This is a genomic window from Sphingomonas sp. (assembly GCF_031426035.1).
Classification (GTDB): Bacteria; Pseudomonadota; Alphaproteobacteria; order Sphingomonadales; family Sphingomonadaceae; genus Sphingomicrobium.
The window spans coordinates 51,599-68,071 of record NZ_JANPKO010000006.1 but is presented as its reverse complement, the minus strand read 5'-3'; the positions used below and the strand labels follow the sequence as shown (position 1 = coordinate 68,071).

Below are 16,473 nucleotides of genomic sequence, written 5' to 3'. Positions count from 1 at the left end.
ATTTCGGTGACCATGACGCGGGCGCCGCCGTTGCGAAGCGACTGGGCGCTGCCCTTGCCGACATCGCCGAAGCCGGCGACGCAGGCGACCTTGCCGGCGAGCATCACGTCGGTGGCGCGGCGGATGGCGTCGACCAGCGATTCCTTGCAGCCGTAAAGATTGTCGAACTTCGACTTGGTCACACTGTCATTGACGTTGATCGCGGGGAACGGAAGCTTGCCCTGTTTCGACAGTTCATACAGGCGGTGGACGCCGGTGGTCGTCTCCTCCGAGACGCCCTTGATCGCCGCGACCGTCTTGGTGAGATAGCCCGGACGCTCCTTAAGGAAGCGCTGGAGCGTCTTGGCGAAAATTTCCTCTTCCTCGTTGGTCGGCTCGAACAAGGCCTCGCCGGCCTCGACCCGCGCGCCCCACAAAGCGAACATGGTGGCGTCGCCACCGTCGTCGAGGATCAAATTGCAGGTCTGGTCCTGGCCCCAGTCGAAGATTTTCGCGGCGTAATCCCAATACTCCTCGAGCGTCTCGCCCTTGACCGCGAACACCGGGATATTGCGCGCGGCGATCGCCGCGGCGGCATGGTCCTGGGTCGAGAAAATGTTGCACGACGCCCAGCGGATCTCGGCGCCCAATTCCATCAGCGTCTCGATCAGCACCGCGGTCTGGATCGTCATATGCAGCGAGCCGGTAATGCGCGCGCCCTTGAGCGGCTTGGCCGTCCCGAACTCTTCGCGCAGCGCCATCAGGCCGGGCATCTCGGTCTCGGCGATGTCGATTTCCTTGCGGCCGTAATCGGCGAGGGAAATGTCGCGCACGACGTAATCGGTGAAACGCGTGTCAGCCTGGGTCGCCAAGGGAAGTCTCCGGTAACGTGAAAGGGGGTCGGCCGCGCCCTAGCCAGAGTGGCCGCCAAAAGCAAATATAAAGAATTCTTTATATGAGCTCAGGCGACCCCGGTCACGCTCGACAGCAGGCGCGGATCGACGCCTTCCGCCTTGAACGCCGCGCCCCAGCGTTCGTCGGTCGGGGTGTCGAACAATATCTCGGGCTTGCCGTCGGCGGCGAACCAGCCATGGCGAGTCATTTCCTCCTCCAGCTGGCCCTCGCCCCAGCCGGCGTAGCCGAGAGCGGCGATCCACCGTTTGGGACCCCTGCCCTCGGCGATCGCGCGCAGCACGTCGATGGTCCCGGTCATCGCGCATAACTCGCCGCCGGCGCCGCTGACATGAAGGGTGTCCTGCCCGCCCCAATCGCTCGAGTGGAGCACGAAGCCGCGCCCCGGCTCGACCGGCCCGCCGTGATGGACCGCGCAATCGGGCGCCTCGCCGGGGTCGATCTCGAGTTGCTTCAAGAGGCCGCGGAAGCGCAGGCCGGCGCGCTTGTGGCCGATGCCGATGCCGACCGCGCCATTGTCGTCGTGGACGCACAAGGCGATCACCGCCCGCTCGAAGCGCGGGTCGGCCATGCCGGGCATCGCGAGAAGCAGCTTGCCAGAGAGGAACAGGGGTTGGTCCATCGCGCGGCGATGATGGGCCGCGGCCCTCTCTCCCGCAAGTCTTGAGGACGCCACGCGCGCGGCCTATGGGCCGGGCCGACGCATCCCTGCGAGGAGTTTTTCCCAATGACCATTTCAATCGGCGACCGACTGCCCGACGTGCCCCTGGCCATCGCCACCCCCGACGGCCCCCAGCCGACCACCAGCGGCGAGTTCTTCAAAGGCAAGAGGGTCGCGCTGTTCGCGGTTCCCGGCGCATTCACCCCGACCTGCTCGGCAAGGCATTTGCCATCGTTCGTCGAGAGGGCCGGTGACTTGAAGGCCAAGGGCGTCGACGCAATCGCCGGCATCTCGGTCAACGACGCGTTCGTGATGAGCGCGTGGAACAAGGCCGACGGCTCGGACGACATCACCATGCTAGCCGACGGCAATGGCGACTTCGCCGAGGCGATCGGGCTGACCATGGACGGCGCCAAGTTCGGCATGGGCCAGCGCAGCCAGCGTTACTCGATGTTGGTCAACGACGGCGTGGTCGAGCAATTGAACGTCGAGGCCCCCGGCGAATATCGCGCGTCGAGCGCCGAAACCCTGCTCGAGCAGCTGTAGGAAGGCGCTCGCCGCTCGCCCGCCTCTCCTCACCCGAGGCCATGAAACGCGCCCCGATTCCGGGCGTTTGGCCTCGGGTGTACCTAGGTAAAGGAGAGTATCGATGGCGAGTAACAAGCGTAAGAGCCGCAACAATAATCCCGAGGGCAAGAACCAGTACAGCGACAGCTGGCTGGGGAGCGCGCGCGACAACGGCCTGACCGCCGCGGTGGCGGTCGGCGGCGCGGTCGCGGCCGGCGCCTTCTTGTGGTCGCGCCGTGCGCAGATCAGCGAAGAGATCAGCCGCCTCGGCGAGCAGATCGGCGAGTGGCGCGAAAGCATGATGGCCGACAGCAACGAGCAGAGCTTCGAGGATGACAGCTCCGAGACCGCGTTCATCGCCAAACCCAAGCGCGCCACGTCCAAGAAGTCGCAGCGCGAGATCGCCGAGGAGGCGCTGACCTTGAAGGACAGCGGGCCCACTGCTCAGCGCCCGGTCGACCCGATGATCGACGATCAGCTCAAGGTCGGCACCGTCGCTTACTAAGTCACCGATGCCACTGACAAAAATCCCCGGGGCCACCACCCCGGGGATTTTTTACGTCCCTACCAGCCACATAGCTTTCCGGCGTTCTGCTGTTGCAGCCACGCCTGGAGCGGCGCGAAATAATCGAGCATCGGCTTGCCCGAAATCTCGCGGGTGCCGGTGAACGCCTCGAGCGCGTCGGGCCACGGCTTGGACAGCCCGGTCGCCAGCATTGCGTTCAACCGCTTGCCGACTTCCTTGTTGCCGTAGAACGAGCAGCGGTGCAGCGGGCCTTGCCAGCCCGCCATGTCGCACGCCGCCTTATAGAATTGGAACTGCAGCACGCGGGCAAGGAAGTAGCGCTCGTAGGTGGTGTTGCCGGGGATGTGGAACTTGGCGCCGGGGTCGAAGTCGGCCTCCGAGCGCGCGACCGGCGGGACCACGCCCTGATACTTGCGCTTCAAATCGACCCACGCCGCATTGTAGTTGGCCGGGGTGATCGAGCCGTCGAACACGCCCCAGCGCCATTTGTCGACAACGTAGCCGAACGGCATGAAGGCGACCTTGTCCATCGCCTGGCGCAGCAACAGCCCGATGTCCTTGTCCGCTGACGGCACCTTGGAGCGGTCGAGCAGGCCGATCTGGACGAGATATTCGGGCGTCACCGACAGCGCGATGAAATCGCCGACCGCCTCGTGGAAACCGTCGTTGGCGCTGTCCTGGTAGAGCGTGCTCTGCTGGTTGTAAGCGAGCTGGTAATAATTGTGACCGAGCTCGTGGTGGATCGTGACGAAATCGTCGGCGTTGGGCTTGATGCACATTTTTATGCGCAAATCGTCCTTCGAATCGACGTTCCACGCCGAGGCGTGGCAGACCACGTCCCGGTCGCGCGGGCGCACCAGCTGCGAGCGCGTGAAGAAAGTAGCCGGCAACGGCGCCATGCCGAGCGAAGTGTAAAAACCCTCGCCGGCGCGGACCATTTTGACCGGGTCGTACTTCCTGGCCACCAGCAAATCGGTCAGGCTGTAGCCGATGTCGCCGACGCCCGGAGGCGCGACCACGTCATAGATATTGCCCCATTCCTGCGCCCACATGTTGCCGAGCAGGTCGGCGCGGATCGGGCCGCTATCGGGCTGCACCGCGGCGCCGTATTTCTGGCTGAGCTTGGTCCGCGTGTAGCAGTGCAATTGGTCGTAGAGCGGTTTCAGCTCGCCGAGCAGGCGGTCGTACATCGCTTCGAACTGCTGCGGGGTCATGTCGAACCGCGACCGCCACATCGCGCCGGTGTCGGCATAGCCCAACTCCTTGGCGCCCTGGTTGGCGATGGTTACCATCTGGGCATAGTCGGCGCGCATCGGGCGGGCGGTGGTTTCGTGCCAGCTCTGCCACATCTGGGCCAGTTTCTTCGGGTCGCGGGTCGAGCCCATCAGCGCCTCTACATCGTCGCCGGTGAGCACCTTGCCGTCGAGGCTGGCGCGGCCCTTGGCGTAGGACGATTGCAGCCGCGTGGTCAGCGTGTTTAGCTCGGTCGCGGCGCCCGGCGTGTCGGGCGCGGCAAGGCCGAGCGAACCGCGCAGCAAATCGAGCTTGCGCTTGGTATCGGCGTCGAGTCCCGGCACCGCGGCGAAACGCGCGGCTTCCTTGGCGTATTTGACGCCCTTCTCGGTGCCGATCGCGCCGAAGTATGTGGCCAGCGCGTCGGTGTCGTCGTTGACATAGGTCTCGTTGACCCACGCCGCGCGGGCGCCGATCAGGCCGAATTCGTGCAAATCCTTTTCGGCTGCGGCGACAAATGCGCGTGCGGCTTCGGGAGTCAGCGCGGCGGCGGTTTGCGCGGCGGGCGCGCTGGCCGGAACCAGCGCGAGCGCGGCGAGCGAAACGGTAGCGAGAAACGGCTTCATTCTAAGACCCCCTGTCCTGACTAAAAGTCGGGACAGGGGGTCGAAGCTCAGCGGCCGGCGGTCAAAGCCCGCTCGACCAACGGTGCCGCCCGTTCAACCAGCGGCTTGGACGCTCAGGACCAGCCGCACTGCTTGCCCGCGTTCTGCTGCTCGAGCCACGCCTGGAGCGGGGCGAAATAGTCGAGCATCGGCTTGGCGGTCATTTCGCGGCTGCCGGTGAACGCCTCGAGCGCTTCGGGCCACGGCTTCGACGCGCCGACCTCGAGCATCGCATTGAGCTTCTGGCCAACTTGCTTGTTCCCGTAGAACGAGCAACGGTGGAGCGGCCCCTGCCAGCCGGCGGTGTCGCACGCCGCCTTGTAGAACTGGAACTGGAGGATGCGGGCGAGGAAGTAGCGCGCGTACGGCGTATTGCCCGGGATGTGATATTTCGCGCCCGGGTCGAAGTCGGCTTCGGTCCGTGCGACCGGCGGGGCGATGCCCTGATACTGCTGCTTCAGCGCCACCCATGACTGGTTGTAGGCGGTCGGCGCGGTCGAGCCGTCGAACACGCCCCAGCGCCATTTGTCGACCAGCAGGCCGAACGGAAGGAACGCCACCTTGTCCATCGCCTGGCGCAGCAGCAGCCCGATGTCCTTGTCCGCCGACGGCACCTTGTTGCGGTCGAGCAGGCCGATCTGGACGAGATATTCGGGCGTCACGGAGAGTGCGACGAAATCGCCGATCGCCTCGTGGAAGCCGTCGTTGGCGCCGTTCAGATAGAGGTACGGCTGCTGGTTGTAGGCGCGCTGGTAATAATTGTGCCCGAGCTCGTGGTGGATGGTGACGAAGTCGTCGCCATTGACCTTGGTGCACATCTTGATGCGCAGGTCGTCCTTGTTGTCGAGGTCCCACGCCGAGGCATGGCAGATCACTTCGCGGCCTTCGGGGCGGGTGATCTGGCTGCGCTCGTAGAAGCTTGCGGGCAGCGCGGGCAGGCCGAGCGAGGTGTAAAAACCCTCGCCGATGCGGACCATGTCGGTCGGCGTCTTCTTCTTGGCCTTGAGCAGGTCGGTGACGTCATAGCCGACGTCGCCGGCGCCCTTGGGGGCGACGATGTCGTAGATGTTTCCCCATTCCTGCGCCCACATGTTGCCGAGCAAATCGGCGCGGATCGGGCCCGTCGCCGGCTGCACTTTGTCGCCGTATTTCTGGTTGAGCTTGGTCCGCGTGTAGCAATGGAGCTGGTCGTAAAGCGGCTTGGTCTCGGCCCACAGCCGGTCGTACATCGCGGAGAATTCTTCCGGGGTCATGTCGTAGTTGGAGCGCCACATCGCGCCGGTGTCGGCGTAGCCAAGTTCCTTGGCGCCCTGGTTGGCGAGGTCGACCAGCCGCGTGTAGTCGGCGCGCATCGGGCGGCCGACATTCTCGTGCCAGCTCTGCCAGATTTCCTGGAGCTCGGCGGGGTTACGCAGCGTGCCCATCAGTTCCTCGGCGTCGTCGCCGGTAATCTCCTTGCCGCGATGACGGGCACGGCCCTTGCCGTAGGTCGATTGGAGCTTGGTCGCGATGTCGTTCAGCTCGGCCGCGGCGCCGGGCGTGGTCGGGGCGGCGAGCACCAGGCCGCCGCGGAGGATGTTGAGCTTGCGTTGCGTATCCGCGTCGAGCCCGGGGACGCGCGACCATTTGGCCGCCTCGAGCGCATATTTGACGCCCTTCTCGGTGCCGATGGTGCCGAAGTAGGCGGCCAGCGCGTCGGTGTCGTCGGTGATGTAAGTCGCGTTGACCCAGCCGGCACGGGCGCTGATCGTCGAAAGGTCGAACAAATCCTTTTCGACCGCGGCGACGAAGGCGCGCGCGCCTTCGGTGGTCATCGCCTGGTCGGCCGGTGTAGCGAGCGACTCGCCGGCGGCCGGCGCATCGGCCACCGCGACCGCACCAGGGGTGGTTGCACAGCCGGCGAGAGCGAGTGCGATAAGCGATACGGAAGCGGCAAGTTTCATGGCGGTAGAATCCTCGTGTTTGTAGCTATGCTGTTGTTCGCGTGGAGGTTTCCCTGAAACCTGAGCGGTTGCGCGTCAAGCTCGCGAGCAGCAGTTCGCCATCATGCGGTGAGGAAGCGCGCAATGGCCTCGCCGAGTTCCTTTTTAGTCACCGAGCTCATGTGGGTGCCGGGGATTTCGGCGAAACTGGCGTTGGGCAGCGCCTCGGCCAATTCGTGCGCCGAGCCATTGTCCTCATCCTCCGCCCCGCACACCACCAGCGTCGGCATGGTGAACGCGGCGAGCCACTCGCGCCCGGCGCTGGCGAACGAGGCGAGGACGTTGGCGGCGGCGACGCGGTCGATCTTCATCGTCTTCATGAACTGGATCGCCAGCCAATAGGGGTCGCCGCGGTTGCTGGTTTCGAAGCGCGAGATGGCCTCGACGAAAAAGGCCTGGCGCTTGTCCCAATTCTCGAGGCCGCGCAGCCCCATTCCGGCGAGCACTGCCTTGCCCGGCCGGAGCCCCTCCCCGACTGCCTGGACGATGGTCCGCGCGCCGAGCGAGAAGCCGGCGAGGTCGAATTCGTCGAGTTGCAAATGCGCGATCACTTCGTTGAGGTCGCGGACGAGAACCCCGGGCGGGTAGCAGGCGGCGTCGTGCGGCGCCCCGCTCAGGCCGTGCGCACGCAAGTCGAGCCTGATTACGCGGCGGCCGTCGGCGGCGAGGCGCGCGGCGTGGCCGAACTTGATCCAGTTCATCCCGGCGTCGGAAAACAGCCCGTGGAGCAGCACCAGCGGCCGCCCCTCGCCGAGCTCGTGATAGACCAATTCGACCCCGTCGGACGCGGTCCAGCGGTGGATGGCGGGCTCCGTCATGGCGCGCCAATATTCCCAATGTTCGCAGTCGTGAGCATCTTGCGATGGAGGGGACGAAGGCGGGGGAGCGGGGCCGATCGGGCAGTGCGATGGCAAGCAACGTCCATGGCCAAGGGGATGTCAGGCGAAATCCTACTTTGCAACTTTAGCGGCGTTTTTTTGAGGGCTAATGTCAGCGTCGGGTGAGAGGCGGACGTTCCGTCATGGCCGCCTAGCCAGCGGCCAATGCAGCAAGGCATGGGACGTTGCTGGCCGTCCAGTCGATCTCATAAGTGGCAGGAACAGTCTGACCATTGCTAGATCGCGATCCACCACTGGTCGGGTCGTAAGAGATCGAAGCCATGGAGTTGTCAAAGGACGCGATCTTCGCGTTGTCCCGCATCGCCGCCGCCGCGTCGACCTCCCGTTGCTCCACGCGAGAGCCACGGATCATACGGATAGCGCCGTCACGAAGTTCAAAGACTCGATAATAATTTCGCCCAAACAGGCGCGTGTCGAAGGTCGAGTTGAAGGACCAATGTGACGATCGAGTTGCCAAGGGCAGCCGGACGGTCGTGGCGTGACATGTGAACTCCGGCTCATTCGCATAGGGAAAAGTTTGATTTTGATTGGCAGGGCGAGTCCGCCTGTCCGGGGGACTGAAACCGCCACCGGGAAGCGAAAGCGACTTGGCGCCGCCGTCGTCGTCCCAATTGACCGTGCCGGTGCCGCTAATAGTCAGCACACTTGCTTGAGCCTTCAAGTCGTAGCGCCACTGGGCATCCTCAATCGATTGCCATGTGTCGCCGACCATCTGCTGCCGCATTCCGCTGAGCAACTGGGTCGGCGTCAGTGCGGAAAACTGAATTTGTTGCTGCAGGCCTTTAATGCCGCGAACGATGGTCGAAGTTGTGATCCGCGCCGGTCGGTCAAAGCCCGCCCGGGCGTCGATCTCGTACAGTGTCACTGCGTCAGGCTGTTTCGGAGGATGCCAGTCGATCCGCTCGATCGAGCTGCCATGCCCCGTCAACGGTAACGCCCATCGATACGGCAGCACCGGCGTTTGGCTGGGAGCGGCGACGTGCGGTAAAGTGCCGTCGAGCCAAGCATGGGTGCCATCAATCTTCGCCCGCACGAGGACGTGATCGAACATTCCCGGACTCGGCAGTCGCTCGTTGAGTCCGTCATCTGCCCCAGCATTGTTGACCAGCACGGGCTGCGCCTCAATCCCCAGTTCGGACAGGAGCGCCAACAGCAACGCGGTCTTTCCCTTGCAGTCGCCGTAACGGCGCTGCCAGGTTTCCTCGGCCGTCGCGGGCTTTAGGTTTCCGCCGTCCAGACCGACGTAGATGTATCTGACTTCCTGCTGCACTAGTCTTAGTGCGGCGCTCGCCCGCTCGAGCGGGTCCGAATGGGCCTCAGCAATCCGCCGGGCCTCGGACTTAAGCGGGGAGCCAGGCTCAAGCTTCGCCGCCTGATCGAAAAGCGGTGCAAAATGCCGGGAAACCGTCGCCCAGTCAGCATAGTCACTAAACTCGACGACGCGCTGCCACTTGTATCGCGCTGGCGCGTCTTTGGGCGGGATCAGCGCGGCAGGATTGTCGAACTGGAACGTTACGGCCCGGGTTCCCCGGTCGACAATGGCCGCCATGTCGGGCGTCATCTTTAGACGCGGTTCTTGCCCCTCATCCCAACTCAACCTCAGGCGAAAGCGCCCCGGGGGTGGTTCAGGTGCAAGAAAGAGCAGCCCAGCGTCGTTTGCGCCAAGTGTCGGATCGCTGGAACGAGTCGTCCACGCAACTTCCAGCTCGTCGCCGACACGTAGGTCAGGAACGCGCAGGATGGCAGTGAGGACTCCGTCGAGAGTGGCAGCTTCGAGCTGATCCTCCCGACGCAAAATCTCGAACGAGGCGTTTTTGAGCACGTCGATCGCTTCGTTCTGCCGGTGAACTCGGATGGCGTGAACGATCGGTGCGCCAGCAGACGAGTCCCATGCGATCGAAAGATTACCCAATTGGAGCGCGTTAGGATGGAGTACCTTGACCCGATAACCTTGATACTGCGTTCGCCCTTGCCCATCGAGATGAACGAGCATGTCATTGCGCCGCACGAAGGCGAGGCCAGTTGCCCCTTCTGGCACCGGCATGAGGTTTGAGGGCGTTACCCAATTCGCGGCAGGTCTTCGCTGCACTTGGTCGTTTGCAGCATGGACCGGCTCAACGGCCAGGATCGACGCGACCAGGACTGGCACTGCAATTCGCATTTTGCTTCCGACCCTTCGGCCTCACTGGCACCCAGGATGGCGCAAGCATTGAGTGTCCGCAATGGGTCGATGGCAGACATTGGCGCGCGCCCGGGCCGTAGCTCTTACCCCGGCACGCTGCCCGTCGCCGCGACCCATTTGTCGATCAGCTTCTGGTAGGTGTCGGTGCGCTGCTCGGGCAGGCCCTCGGTGTTGATCCACTGGCGGTGCATGCTCTCGGCGCCGAAATGATGCTTGGGCGTGAACCGTGCCGGGTCGTCGAACGCGGCGACGGTGACGTCGAGGTTCTCGCTGCCCTCCTTGAACTGGAAGCCGAGCGAGGTGCCGCACGCCGAGCAGAACGGGCGCGTGGCGATCGGCGAGCTGTCGTACCAGTCGGGGCCGCTTTCCCATTCGATGTCGGCCTGGCGGATGTTCTTGAACGCGATCGACACGCTGCCGGTGGCGCGTTGGCACATCCGGCAGTGGCACAAATAGGCGTCGTCGTCAGCGATGTTGGCGGTGAACCGCACCTTGCCGCATGCGCAGCCGCCGCTCATCCTGTCCTCGGCCATATCGGACTCCCGTTGGAATGACGCCATTTGTGCGGCTAAGGGGCGCCATGTCCAGCGTTCCCAACGCCCCGCCCGATGCAAAGGCGGCAGCCGCCGGCGCCGCCGCGATCGCGGTGGACGGGCGGTGGCTGCCGCAGGCGCTCGACGCCGGATCGGGGCTGGTGCGGTTGGTGGCGATGGACGCCGCCGCCTATCGCGCCGCGAGTTTTCTCGACGACCGCATGCTCGACGCGCCGCACACCGCGCATGTCGTGCCTTGGGCGGTGGTCGCCGCTTCGCTGCCCGCCGATGCACGGCGCGACGCGCGGTGGATTTTTCATATCGGCCATGTCGGCTCGACCCTGGTTGCGCGGCTGCTCGGTGAGTTGGACGGCGTGCTGGCGGTGCGCGAGCCGCGGATTTTGCGCGATGTCGCGGCGCTCGCGCCTGAGCAGCGCGGCACTTTCACAGGGCCGCTTCAGGTGCTGCTGTCGCGGACGTTCGCCGCCGATCAGGTGGCGCTGGTCAAGGCGACCAGCTTCGTCAGCGACATCGCGCCCGAGCTGGTCGCGCCGGGCGGCAAGGCGCTGCTGCTCTTCGCGACCCCGCGCAACTACATTGCGAGCATTCTTGCGGGCGAAAACTCACGCAAGGAATTGGCCCTGCTCGCCGACACCCGCCGCCAGCGGCTGGGGACGCGGGGCGTCATTGCCCCTGACAACACCGCCAACGATGCTGAGCGGGCAGCGATTGCCTGGGCGTGTGAGATGACCGCGCTGGAGGCGGCGGCCGAGGCCATCGGGGCGGCCCATTTCGAGGATTTCGACGCGATGCTCGGCGACATGCCGGCCGCGCTGGCGCGCACCGCGGACTTCCTCGGCCTCCCCGCCTCGCAATCCCGATTGGAAGAAATCTGCGCGGGGCCGCTGATGCGGCGCTACTCCAAGGCACTCGAATATGAGTACAGCCCGGCCCTGCGCCGCGACCTCCTCGCCGAAGCCGCGGCCACGCACCGCGCCGAGATCGATGCCGCGCTTGCCATGCTCGCCGCCCTCGCCGACAAGTCGCCGCTGCTGCAGCGCGCACTGGCCCGCGCCGCCGGGGAGGTCGTCTAAGAATGTACCGGGTGCTCGATATTCTGTCCGCCGAGGAAGTCGCGCAGTGCCGCGAGATCGCCGCCACCGCGCAATTCGTCGAAGGCAAGGTGTCCAACCCGCACAACCAGGCCAAGCAGAACGAGCAACTCCACGAGCATGGCGCCTATCAAAAGAGCGCGGCGATCGTTCACAAGGCGCTGATCGAGAGCGAGGAATTCCACGAGTTCGCGTTCCCGGTGCAGATCGCCCCGCCGCTGCTGACCCGCTACCGCCCCGGCATGCACTACGGCGCGCATGCCGACGCCGCCTACCTACCGCTGCCGGGCGGCACCGTGCGCAGCGACTTGAGCTGCACCATCTTCCTCAACGACCCCAAGGATTATGACGGCGGGGCGCTGCACATCCGCCTGGGCGACGCCAGCATCCGCTTCAAGCTCGATCCGGGCCAGGCGATCGTCTACCCGTCGGACACGCTGCACGAGGTCGAGGAAGTGACCCGCGGCGAGCGGCTGGTCGCGGTGACCTTCATCCAGAGCCGTGTCGCCGACCCGTTCCGCCGCCACATGCTATTTGAATTGAACGAGGTCGCCGCGCTCGAGGGCGGCAAGATGAGCCAGGAGAATTTCAGCCGCCTCCAGCTGATCCAGGCCAACCTCCTCCGCCACTGGGGCGAGCAGCCCTAGGTCACGCCGCCTTTTGCAAGTGCTTGCGGCCGAGCAGCTCCGCAATTTGCACCGCGTTCAAGGCCGCTCCCTTGCGCAGATTGTCACTGACCACCCACAGCGACAGGCCGTGCTCGACCGTCGAATCCTCGCGGATGCGGCTGACGAAGGTGGCGTAGTCGCCGACGCATTCAACCGGGGTGACGTAGCCGCCGTCCTCGCGCTTATCGACCAGCATCACGCCCGGCGCCTCGCGCAGGATGCGCCGCGCGTCGGCGGCGGTGATTTCGTTCTCGAACTCGATGTTGACCGCTTCGGAGTGGCCGACGAACACCGGCACCCGCACGCAGGTCGCGGTGAGCTTGATGCGGGGATCGAGGATCTTCTTGGTCTCGACCACCATCTTCCACTCCTCCTTGGTCGAGCCGTCGTCGAGGAAGCTGTCGATGTGGGGGATGACGTTGAACGCAATCTGCTTGGTGAATTTTACCGGCGTGTTGGAATCGCCGACGAAGATGTTGCGGCTTTGCTCGAACAGTTCGTCCATGCCCGCTTTGCCCGCGCCCGACACCGACTGGTAGGTCGCCACCACCACCCGCTTGATGGTCGCGAAATCGTGCAGCGGCTTCAGCGCCACCACCAGCTGCGCGGTCGAGCAATTGGGGTTGGCGATGATGTTCTTGGCGCGGTAGCCGGCGATCGCCTCGGAGTTCACTTCGGGCACGATCAGCGGCACGTCGGGGTCCATGCGGAACAGCGACGAATTGTCGATCACCGTGCAGCCCGCCGACGCGGCGCGCAGCGCGTGCGCCTTGCTGACTTCGGAGCCGGCCGCGAACAAAGCGATGTCCCACCCGGAAAAATCGAAATGCTCGAGGTTGGCAACCTTGAGCGTCTTGCCGCTGTCGCCGAAGTCGACGATGTCGCCGGTCGAGCGCGACGAGGCCACCGCGGCGACTTCGGCGAGCGGGAATTGGCGCTCGGCGAGGATGTTGAGGATCTCGCGCCCGACATTGCCGGTGGCTCCGACGACCGCGACCCGGTACCCGCTCATTTGGCTCTCCAATGCGATTTGAGCCGCGCCTATCGCAAGCGGCCAAGGAAAGCGATATGGCTAGCCATTCTTGAGGCGCAAGACCGCCTGCGACGCGAGACCGGGGGGAATCGATGCGCAATCCGATGTTGCTGATCGTGCTGATCGTGGTGGGGCTGCTCGGCGCGATGGCGGCCAAGGACTGGCTGGTGCCGCTGCCGAGCGTGCGCCAGGTGCCCGCCGCCGACGAGTTCAACACCCATCGCGCGATGGCGCGGCTAACCGACCTGCTCGGCGACGAGCGCCCGCACCCCGCCGACACCGCGGCCAATGACGCGGTGCGCGAGCGCATGCTGGTCCATTTGCGCGACATGGGCCTCACGCCGCTGGTGCGCGATGCGGTCGCCTGCAACGAACTGCACAAGGCGCGCGGGCTGGCCTGCGCGCGGGTGCGCAACGTCGTCGTCACCATCGGCCCGGCGGCAGGCAAGCAGCTGCTGCTCTCGGCGCATTACGACAGCACCCCGGCGGGGCCGGGCGCGGGCGATGCCGGGGCCGGCGTCGCAACGCTGCTCGAGGTCGCGCATCTGCTCAAGGACAAGCCGCTCAAGCGCCCCGTCACCATCCTCTTCAACGAGGGCGAAGAGCTTGGCCTGGTCGGCGCGCGCGCGTTTCTCGCCGATCCGCTCAGCCGCGATGTAGACAGCCTGATCAACCTCGAGGGGCGCGGCGTCACCGGTCCCGCCAACATGTTCGAGACGAGCATGCCCAACGGCGCCGCGGTCAAGATGTTCGGGAAAGCAGTCGACGTGCCGGTGGCCAATTCGCTGGCGACCGATATCTACCGGCTGATGCCCAATTACACCGACGTCAATTCCTTCTCGGAGCGCGGCTGGACCACGCTCAACTTCGCCATCATCGGCAACGAGACGCGCTATCACAGCGCCGGCGACAATCTCGCCGCGCTCGACCAGCGCAGCCTCCAGCACATGGGTGACCAGACGCTCGCACTCGCCACCGCGCTCGCCGATGGCGTCCCCCAAGCGAGCGGCAACCGCATTTTCATGGACCTGCTCGGCACCGAATTGATCCAGCTGCCGCTGGTGGTCGGCGTGGTGCTGCTGGTCGCACTGCTCGCGGGGTTCGGCTGGCTGGCATGGCACCGCGGCAGTCTTGGCCGCCCGCTGCTGGCGGTGGTCGCGGCGCTGCTGTTGGCGACCGCGCTTGCCTGGGTCGCGCAGATGATCGTCGGGCTGGTCCGCCCCGGCATGTTCTGGCGCGCGATGCCGCTGTGGTCGCAGCTGGCGGCCTACGCCTCGGCCATCGCCGCCACGCTCGGCGTCCTGGCGACACTCGCCAAAGGGATCGATGCCGAGCGGCTGCGCACAGCTTTCTGGCTGCTGTTCGTAGCTATCGGCGCGGCCATCGCACTGGTCGCGCCCGGCGGGATCATCTTCTTCCTGTTCCCGGCGCTGGTGGTGCTGCTTGGCGCGTTCGCCGGGAAGAACGCTCGCGGGGCCGAACGGCTCGCCGCCTTGGGCGCGGTGCTGCTGCTGTTCCTGACCTTCGGCGCGATGCTGGCGCTGCTCGAGGAACTGCTCAGCCGCGGGCCGATCTGGCTGCTGGCGCCTCTGGGCGCGGTGATCCTGCTCCCCGCGCTGATCGAGGCCAAGCCGCTGCTCGACGGGGTGAGCCCGCGCCGGTCGCTGGTCGGAGCCGCGATCCTCGCCCTGGCCGGCTGGGGCGCCGCAGCAGCCGCGCCGGCATATTCTGCGGACAAGCAGCAGCAATTCAGCCTCGAGCATGTCACCGACGGCGCGCGCGCGTGGTGGTCGGTGACCAACGACGATGCCCCGCTGCCCGCCGCTTTCACCCCGCTCGGCCAATGGCAGCGCGGCGAGCTGCCCTACAGCGAGCGTAAGCGCTGGCTTGCCGCGGCCCCGGTGACTGACGCGCTCCCTGCCCCAGCCGTCCAAGTCGTCGGTCGCCAGGGCGCCGGCGCCGGCCGCCGGATCAGCCTCCGCCTCGTGCCCAAGGGTGCGGTCAGCGTCACCTTGGTCGCGCCGGAGGATGCCGATATCCGCTCGGCCGGGACCGGCTCCTTCGTCCGCCCGGTCGGGGCGGGCAGCAAGGACGGCCGCTATACGCTGCGCTGCTTCGGGCGCAGCTGCGAGGGGCTGGTGATGGACGTGGTGATTGGCTCCCCGCGGCCGATCGAGTTCATCGTGCTCGGCTGGCGACCGGGCCTGCCGCCCGCGGCTGGCTTGCTGGTGCGCGCGCGGCCGGCCAATGCCCGGGCGCAATATACCGCCGACTCGAGCCTGGCGATGACGCGGGTGCGGCTCTAGCAGATACGAAAAGGGCGGAGGTTGCCCCCCGCCCTTCGTGGATCTGTGTGCCGGAAAGCTTAAGCGTCGGCTTTCTCGGCCTTGACGTTTTCGCTGCCCTTGGGTGGGCGCGGGTCGCGGCGCTCGGCGATGCGCGCCGATTTGCCGGTGCGGCCACGCAGATAATAGAGCTTGGCGCGGCGGACGGCGCCGCGGCGCACGACCTCGATCGCGTCGATCGCCGGCGAATAGAGCGGGAACACGCGCTCGACGCCCTCGCCGAACGAAATCTTGCGCACGGTGAAGCTCGAGCCAACCCCCTTGTTGGAGCGGGCGATGCACACGCCCTCGAAATTCTGCACGCGGCTGCGGTCGCCTTCGACGACCTTGACGCCAACCCTAAGCGTATCGCCGGGGCGGAATTCGGGAACGGCGCGGAGCTCGGTCAGCGCGTCAATGGCTTCGCGCTCGAGCGTCTCGATGAGGTTCATCAGTCTTGACCTTCGTCTTTGTCGTGCCGCGCGCCAGAGGGCGGTGCCTGCGATGCGCCCCCGTGGCGCTCGATCAGGTCCGGCCGCCATAGCCGTGTGTCGGCGAGTGCGCGCTGGTGGCGCCACGCCGCTATTTTCGCATGATCCCCCGATCGCAGCACTTCGGGGATCGTGCGACCTTCCCAGGTTACGGGTCGGGTATAGTGCGGATATTCGAGGAGCCCCTGCTCGAAGCTCTCCTCCTCTCCGCTGGAGGCCGCGCCCATTACCCCGGGGATGAGCCGAACGCAAGCATCGAGCAGGACCATCGCAGCTAGCTCGCCGCCGGACAGCACGAAGTCGCCGACCGTCACCGGCTCGATGTCGCGGGCTTCAAAGATGCGCTCGTCGAATCCCTCGAACCGCCCGCACAGCAGGATCGCACCTGGTCCGGCGGCAAGTTCGCGCACGCGGCCCTGGGTCAGCGGCTTGCCCCGAGGAGTCAGCGCGAGCATCGGACGCCCATCGCTGACGCTGTCGATCGCTGCGGCGAGAACGTCAGGGCGGAGCACCATCCCTGCTCCGCCGCCGGCCGGCGTGTCGTCGACGCTGCGGTGCTTGTCGGTCGCGAAGTCGCGGATGTTGCGCGTGTCGAGCGACCATAACCGGTCAGCCAGCGCGCGCCCGGCGAGGCTGACGCCGAGCGGCCCGGGGAACATCTCGGGATAAAGCGTGACGACGGTGGCGGCGAAAGTCATCCCGCGCG

15 protein-coding genes are annotated in these 16,473 nt (G+C 65.9%); 5 read left to right on the top strand and 10 right to left on the bottom strand.

The features are described from left to right. Together RMP08_RS00715 and RMP08_RS00710 are read right to left on the bottom strand one after the other, a co-directional pair. On the bottom strand, positions 1 to 851 hold an 851-nt coding region (locus RMP08_RS00715), incomplete at its 3' end, for an adenosylhomocysteinase (RefSeq protein WP_310467022.1). A gap of 89 nt (positions 852 to 940) precedes the next feature. Further along, positions 941 to 1,513, bottom strand: coding sequence for a YqgE/AlgH family protein (locus RMP08_RS00710; protein WP_310467021.1), 573 nt, complete (start codon positions 1,511 to 1,513; stop codon positions 941 to 943). Between the two features lie 105 nt (positions 1,514 to 1,618). Here RMP08_RS00710 and RMP08_RS00705 point away from each other — a divergent pair, with 105 nt between their 5' ends. Next, on the top strand, positions 1,619 to 2,098 hold the full coding sequence (locus RMP08_RS00705; protein ID WP_310467020.1) for a peroxiredoxin: 480 nt from the start codon (positions 1,619 to 1,621) through the stop codon (positions 2,096 to 2,098). A gap of 103 nt (positions 2,099 to 2,201) precedes the next feature. Continuing rightward, the gene (locus tag RMP08_RS00700; RefSeq protein WP_310467019.1) at positions 2,202 to 2,624 is read left to right on the top strand and encodes a hypothetical protein; all 423 of its coding nucleotides are present in this window, start codon (positions 2,202 to 2,204) and stop codon (positions 2,622 to 2,624) included. A 59-nt stretch (positions 2,625 to 2,683) separates the two neighbouring features. Here the strand turns inward: RMP08_RS00700 and RMP08_RS00695 are convergent, their stop codons facing one another. The 5 genes from RMP08_RS00695 to RMP08_RS00675 form a co-directional block, all read right to left on the bottom strand. Then, complete coding sequence (locus RMP08_RS00695) at positions 2,684 to 4,504, bottom strand: M2 family metallopeptidase (RefSeq protein WP_310467018.1); 1,821 nt, start codon at positions 4,502 to 4,504, stop codon at positions 2,684 to 2,686. 113 nt (positions 4,505 to 4,617) lie between these two features. After that, positions 4,618 to 6,486, bottom strand: coding sequence for a M2 family metallopeptidase (locus tag RMP08_RS00690; RefSeq protein WP_310467017.1), 1,869 nt, complete (start codon positions 6,484 to 6,486; stop codon positions 4,618 to 4,620). Between the two features lie 101 nt (positions 6,487 to 6,587). Beyond that, positions 6,588 to 7,343 (bottom strand): alpha/beta hydrolase, encoded by a 756-nt coding sequence (locus RMP08_RS00685; RefSeq protein ID WP_310467016.1) that lies wholly within the window; start codon positions 7,341 to 7,343, stop codon positions 6,588 to 6,590. 211 nt (positions 7,344 to 7,554) lie between these two features. After that, the gene (locus RMP08_RS00680) at positions 7,555 to 9,573 is read right to left on the bottom strand and encodes a DUF3857 domain-containing protein (RefSeq protein WP_310467015.1); all 2,019 of its coding nucleotides are present in this window, start codon (positions 9,571 to 9,573) and stop codon (positions 7,555 to 7,557) included. A gap of 116 nt (positions 9,574 to 9,689) precedes the next feature. After that, positions 9,690 to 10,139 (bottom strand): GFA family protein, encoded by a 450-nt coding sequence (locus RMP08_RS00675; RefSeq protein WP_310467014.1) that lies wholly within the window; start codon positions 10,137 to 10,139, stop codon positions 9,690 to 9,692. Between the two features lie 47 nt (positions 10,140 to 10,186). Between RMP08_RS00675 and RMP08_RS00670 the strand changes: the two genes are divergently transcribed. Continuing rightward, positions 10,187 to 11,233 (top strand): hypothetical protein, encoded by a 1,047-nt coding sequence (locus RMP08_RS00670; protein WP_310467013.1) that lies wholly within the window; start codon positions 10,187 to 10,189, stop codon positions 11,231 to 11,233. A gap of 2 nt (positions 11,234 to 11,235) precedes the next feature. Then, positions 11,236 to 11,898 (top strand): Fe2+-dependent dioxygenase, encoded by a 663-nt coding sequence (locus RMP08_RS00665; RefSeq protein ID WP_310467012.1) that lies wholly within the window; start codon positions 11,236 to 11,238, stop codon positions 11,896 to 11,898. 1 nt (position 11,899) lies between these two features. Here RMP08_RS00665 and RMP08_RS00660 read toward each other — a convergent pair whose 3' ends face one another. Then, positions 11,900 to 12,931, bottom strand: coding sequence for an aspartate-semialdehyde dehydrogenase (locus tag RMP08_RS00660; RefSeq protein WP_310467011.1), 1,032 nt, complete (start codon positions 12,929 to 12,931; stop codon positions 11,900 to 11,902). 113 nt (positions 12,932 to 13,044) lie between these two features. Here RMP08_RS00660 and RMP08_RS00655 point away from each other — a divergent pair, with 113 nt between their 5' ends. Beyond that, positions 13,045 to 15,258 (top strand): M20/M25/M40 family metallo-hydrolase, encoded by a 2,214-nt coding sequence (locus RMP08_RS00655; RefSeq protein ID WP_310467010.1) that lies wholly within the window; start codon positions 13,045 to 13,047, stop codon positions 15,256 to 15,258. 59 nt (positions 15,259 to 15,317) lie between these two features. Here the strand turns inward: RMP08_RS00655 and rplS are convergent, their stop codons facing one another. Next, the gene (gene rplS / locus RMP08_RS00650; RefSeq protein WP_310467009.1) at positions 15,318 to 15,728 is read right to left on the bottom strand and encodes a 50S ribosomal protein L19; all 411 of its coding nucleotides are present in this window, start codon (positions 15,726 to 15,728) and stop codon (positions 15,318 to 15,320) included. Continuing rightward, positions 15,728 to 16,465 carry a tRNA (guanosine(37)-N1)-methyltransferase TrmD gene (trmD, locus tag RMP08_RS00645; protein ID WP_310467008.1) on the bottom strand — a complete coding sequence of 246 codons (738 nt, stop codon included), beginning with the start codon at positions 16,463 to 16,465 and terminating at the stop codon, positions 15,728 to 15,730. Before trmD ends, rplS begins: the two co-directional genes overlap by 1 nt. Positions 16,466 to 16,473 lie beyond the last annotated feature (8 nt).